This window comes from Shewanella sp. 10N.286.45.A1, assembly GCF_041470405.1.
GTDB lineage: Bacteria > Pseudomonadota > Gammaproteobacteria > Enterobacterales > Shewanellaceae > Shewanella.
Genome location: NZ_JBFRMK010000070.1, coordinates 1 through 4,797 on the forward strand (window position 1 = coordinate 1; position 4,797 = coordinate 4,797).

At 43.4% G+C, this 4,797-nt stretch carries 6 protein-coding genes; 2 read left to right on the forward strand and 4 right to left on the reverse strand.

Annotated elements, in window-relative coordinates; translation table 11 throughout:
• Positions 1-137: 137 nt before the first annotated feature.
• The 3 genes from infA to aat all read right to left on the reverse strand — a co-directional run bounded on the left by infA (position 138) and on the right by aat (position 1,904).
• Positions 138-356: a translation initiation factor IF-1 gene (gene infA, locus AB4238_RS05780; protein WP_005500725.1), complete on the reverse strand. Its 219-nt coding sequence runs from the start codon at positions 354-356 to the stop codon at positions 138-140.
• A gap of 122 nt (positions 357-478) precedes the next feature.
• Entirely contained in the window at positions 479-1,204 is a 726-nt protein-coding gene (locus AB4238_RS05785; RefSeq protein ID WP_371995463.1) for an arginyltransferase, read from the reverse strand.
• Positions 1,194-1,904 (reverse strand): leucyl/phenylalanyl-tRNA--protein transferase, encoded by a 711-nt coding sequence (gene aat, locus AB4238_RS05790; RefSeq protein WP_372032156.1) that lies wholly within the window; start codon positions 1,902-1,904, stop codon positions 1,194-1,196. The genes AB4238_RS05785 and aat overlap by 11 nt, the downstream gene beginning before the upstream one ends.
• 53 nt (positions 1,905-1,957) lie before the next feature.
• On the opposite strand from aat, the gene AB4238_RS05795 reads away from it, so the two are divergent.
• Positions 1,958-2,434 (forward strand): glycine zipper 2TM domain-containing protein, encoded by a 477-nt coding sequence (locus tag AB4238_RS05795; RefSeq protein WP_372032158.1) that lies wholly within the window; start codon positions 1,958-1,960, stop codon positions 2,432-2,434.
• Positions 2,435-2,532: 98 nt separating this feature from the next.
• On the opposite strand, the gene AB4238_RS05800 is transcribed toward AB4238_RS05795, so the two are convergent.
• Positions 2,533-3,900 (reverse strand): PLP-dependent aminotransferase family protein, encoded by a 1,368-nt coding sequence (locus AB4238_RS05800; protein WP_372032160.1) that lies wholly within the window; start codon positions 3,898-3,900, stop codon positions 2,533-2,535.
• Between the two features lie 98 nt (positions 3,901-3,998).
• Between AB4238_RS05800 and AB4238_RS05805 the strand changes: the two genes are divergently transcribed.
• The gene (locus tag AB4238_RS05805; RefSeq protein WP_372032161.1) at positions 3,999-4,604 is read left to right on the forward strand and encodes a LysE family translocator; all 606 of its coding nucleotides are present in this window, start codon (positions 3,999-4,001) and stop codon (positions 4,602-4,604) included.
• Positions 4,605-4,797 lie beyond the last annotated feature (193 nt).

Consider the following 4,797-nt stretch of genomic DNA (forward strand, 5'->3'; position numbering starts at 1 on the left):
TACTTATACTGATTGGTATGATACATAGGCTTCACTCTTTAGCTGCTCTATTTGTGTTGATTAGCATTACTCAAATGACAGACAACAAAAAGCCGGCGCAAGCCGGCTTTTTAAATACGTTATAGGCTAATAATAACTTAGCGTGAACGGAAGACGATGCGTCCTTTGCTCAAATCGTAAGGGGTCAGCTGAACCGTTACCTTGTCACCCGTAAGAATACGGATATAGTTTTTACGCATTTTTCCTGAAATGTGTGCCGTTACGACATGACCATTTTCAAGTTCTACACGAAACATTGTATTTGGCAAGGTTTCAAGGATTGTGCCTTGCATTTCAATGTTGTCTTCTTTCGCCATTAATCAGTTATCCTGTTTAGCCTTCAAATATTAAAAACGGGCGTATCATGCCGCAAAATCACCTCGCTGTAAAGAAAAGGATGAGCGAATCACGGCTGTAGAGGCGTTATTAGTATTATTGTTTATTTGCTTATGTTTTTGATCTCAATCTCAGTAACCCAGCCCGAATGGGTGAGAATTTGATGAGGTCGGTAGTCTCGCTTGTAATTCATCTTTCTTGATTCATCAATTTGATAACCCAAATACAAAAATTGCTTTTGCATCATCTTAGCTATCTTAGTCTGCAATAAGATTAGCAGACTTCCCAAGGAGCGCTTGTGTTCATCGGGATCAAAATAACTATAGATTGCTGATAAGCTGTTGGGCAGCACGTCGGTGACGGCTACGCCAATGAGCTTGTCATCAATCGATAGCTCGATAAACAGTGGTTGCGTCCAGCTTGCTGTCGCAAAACTATCATATTGCTCCGGCGTTGCAGGATACATAGGGCCATCAGCGTGGCGTGTATTAACGTAGCGCTCATAGAGGGCATACTGCTCATCCGTTTTATGGTCAACTATTTTCCAGCTTAAATCTTGGTTATTTTTAAGAGTTCGTTTCTGTCTTTTTGACAATTTGAACTCGTCAATTTCAAGCCTAATCGGTAAACAAGCGGTGCAATGTGGGCATTGCGGCTTATAGATCATACTGCTACTGCGGCGAAATCCTAACGCCAGCAGTTGCTCAAATAACCCAGCATCAATGATCTCCTCTTGTAATACCAAGAGTTGCTCTTGCTGCTCATCTAGATAGCTGCAAGGAAAGGTTTTGGTTCTGCCAACCGTAATAGGTCTTGATTTAGAGTTCAATCGGTACCTCTGTAGTTAACCAGCTATCAGGGTTAACGTCGCCGTCTCTTAAGTGCTTAAGCAATGTGAGAAAGTCTTTACGCTTTATTGATTTAGCCCCCAAACTGTCTAAATGGGGATTCTCAACCTGTGCATCAATAAGTTTAAATCCACACCGTAAAAGGTGCTGCTGTAATACGATCATAGCAGCTTTAGAAGCATTAGTGCGAAGATGAAACATCGATTCGCCGCAAAAGACTTGGCCAATGGCGAGTCCATAAAGCCCACCTATGAGAGTATCGTCTTCCCACACCTCAATCGAATGTGCGTGACCTTGTTGATGTAAACTCAGATACGCCTGTTGGATGTCGTCAGAGATCCAAGTTTCCGCTTGCTTGGCTCTAGGCGCCGCGCAGCCTTGAATTACTGCAGCGAACTGTTTATTGATACTAAATGTCCAAGATTGTTTCCTTAGGTATTTGACTAAACTGCGGCTGACTCTTAAGTTTCCGGGTGAAAAAACAGCACGGGGATCCGGTGACCACCATAGTATGGGGTCATCTTGGTTAAACCATGGGAAAATCCCGTTGTAATAAGCGTTTAACAGCCTTTCTGGCTGCAGATCGCCACCCACTGCAAGTAACCCATTAGGGTCACTCAGTGCTTGCTCTGGTGGTGGAAAACCTTGTTGATCTTGATTTAAATAGGACAGTGAGTTCACAATTGAGTAAAATTAGGCAATGTAGATACCTTTAAGTTAGCGGAAAAAAGCCTATGTTGAAACCTCATCTAATTGTTTTTATGGTTATCAGTTTGTTTTTGAGCATACCTCAACTCAGTGCAGTACCTTATGATCGCAATCAAGCTGTTCCCGTTGAGAAAGTAGAATTTGGTCAAGTCGCATCAGTCAGGAACATCACCGAAAAGCAACTTGTTGAAGACCAAAATACGGGTTGGAAAACGTTTGGTGGTGCGCTCATCGGTGGCGTAGTTGGACATCAATTTGGTGGTGGCTCAGGCCAAGATGTCGCTACGGTACTAGGTGCACTGCTAGGTGCGGGGATCGGTAATCGCTATGGTGGCAGCTCATACTATCAAGAGCTGAAGTTAGTTGAAATGATGATTACTCTGGACAGTGGCGAGCAAGTTATGGTTATCCAAGATTTAGACCAAGGGATGATTTTTAACGTCAATGATGAGGTTAGAGTGGTCTACCTCAAAGGTTATGTCAGAGTTGACCAACAGATGTGATCGGCAACGCTTCAATCGATTCAAAATTTAAGCGCAGTCAAGTCAAACAGCGCTTTTTTATTGTTTAAAATATTACTAAGACATTCTTATTGCGGGATTTAAACAAACGAATAGCTACTTTGGCTTAGTTTCAAAATAGTAGATTCAATCAACTCAAGTTGCTTTTTAAACTCTATTTCGTCGCATGTGCCACCAATACTGAGTCGAATATGATTATGATGATTATCAAAGTCATCACCATCACGAATGAGTATACTTTCGGCGGCTAGCGCTGCGACAACATGATGAGATTTAAGTGGCAGAGCAAGCTTCAACCAACCATTAAGGCCACGCCATGTTTGGGTTAACGCTAAACGCTCTCCCATGGCGATACACAGTTGCTGTCTTTGTGCTATTTGCTGCTCTCTTTCTCCCATGAACACCTTATTACTAATAATACGGCAGGCAAGCTCGGTGTTTAGGGGCGATACCATCCAGCATTGGCTATAAAGTGCCTGTTTAATTTTAGCCAGTAACGGCAGTGGACAAAGTAGAAAACCTTGACGTAGCCCACCACAAAACAGCTTCGATAAACTAGATAGGTAGACCACCTTGTGTTGCAGAGTATCATCGGTTGATGCTTGATCTAGGCACCACATCGGCGTGTGCCACTCTTCAGGCAAACAGTAGTTCACATCGTCTTCAATAATGACCACATCATATTGGCGTGCTAGCGCAATAATGGTTTGCCTTTGTTGCTGGCTGTATTGAATGCATGTTGGATTCTGATTGTTAGGGGTTAGATACACAGCTTTCGGTTTGTAGCGAACTATTTGACGCTCTAACTCAGCGAGGTTTAATCCCTCTTGGGTCAAGGACACTCTCTCAATATTGAGCCCGAGTTGCTGTGCAGCGACTTTTATTCCGGGGTAGCAGTTTTCTTCACATAGCAGGTGGTCACCCGCATTCATCAATCCATTTAATACTGAAAAAATACCTTGCTGGGCACCGTGACTAAAAACAATTTGCTCTGCAGTTTGAGGTATTTGACGCTTGTGTAGCCACTGGCTGAAATTGAGCTGATGTTGTGGCAGCGGGTCTGCATGGTATTGCATCAGTTGGCTAATCGTATGTGGTTCTTTAGCTAGCTCGCTTAAAGCATCACTAATAATACCGATTTGATTGGTTAGCGGTTGTTCGCAAGTCGCAAAGTTAGCCTGTTGCGGTTTTGACTGATATCGAGTGGCTTTTACAAAGGTGCCAGCGCCCACTTTTGCATACACATAACCGCGTTGTTCAAGCAAAGCATAAGCCCGGGTTACCGTGCCTACCGTAACAGCGACTTTATCCGCGAGTTGTCGCTGCGGTGGAAGCTTTGTGTCTGCTGGCAGTTGGCCATTCTTAATTGCTGCTTCAGCGGCCTCTGCAAGGCGAACATACAAAGGGCCTTGGTAGTTTGCAAGTGTTGGAATCCAAATTGTACCCATGACAATAAAACCATTGATCTGCTTTTTGTATCGATTATTATGCGGCTAATGATTTGATTGTGTCAATGATTGTATGCGTACAATTTGCGGGGGGAGAGATGGATTCACTACTTACACTAATGGTTTCGGCGGCAATATTTTGCGCCACAATGACTATGACACCGGGGCCTAACAATATTTTGCTCGCGACATCAGGCGCTAACTTTGGTGTGAAGCAGACGTTACCGCATATTATCGGGATCCGAGTTGGGCAAACAATGTTGCATGTCGCGATTCTGTTGGGACTTGGTGGCTTATTCCAGTCATGGCCGCTATTGCACTCAGTGTTGAAGGTGGCCTCGGTCATATATCTGTTGTTTCTTGCATATAGAGTGATGACTTTGCCTGTAGAAAATGGTTATGACGTGTTGGATAGAAAGCCTATGTCAATGAAAGAAGCTGCACTGTTTCAATGGATAAACCCAAAAAGCTGGATGGCAACGATAACGCTTTGTACTGCATTTACGGTAAGTGGTGATGGTTACTGGGCAAGTGCGTTACTCGGCTTATTAGTGTTTAATATTGTCGGCTTTCCTGCTTCGTTCACGTGGGTGGTGTTAGGTGCCGCAATAAAAGACAAACTAAATTCAACCAAGCGTCGACGTTATTTCAACTGGAGTATGGGGGGCTTGCTAGTGGTAACGATCCCTTTAATCACCATATGAAGTCGCAGTAGCTGATAGCCATCAACTAGCAATTTGTCCTACTGATTGATGGATTGAAACCAATATTAAAGCAAAAGCTAACAGCCTGAAATGGATGTTAGCTTTTTGCAAGGGAGTGTAAATGCCAAAAAACGTTAGCTTTTTGGTTGTTGATACTTATCAAACCACCACAGAATATTCTGGTCAAGCACAA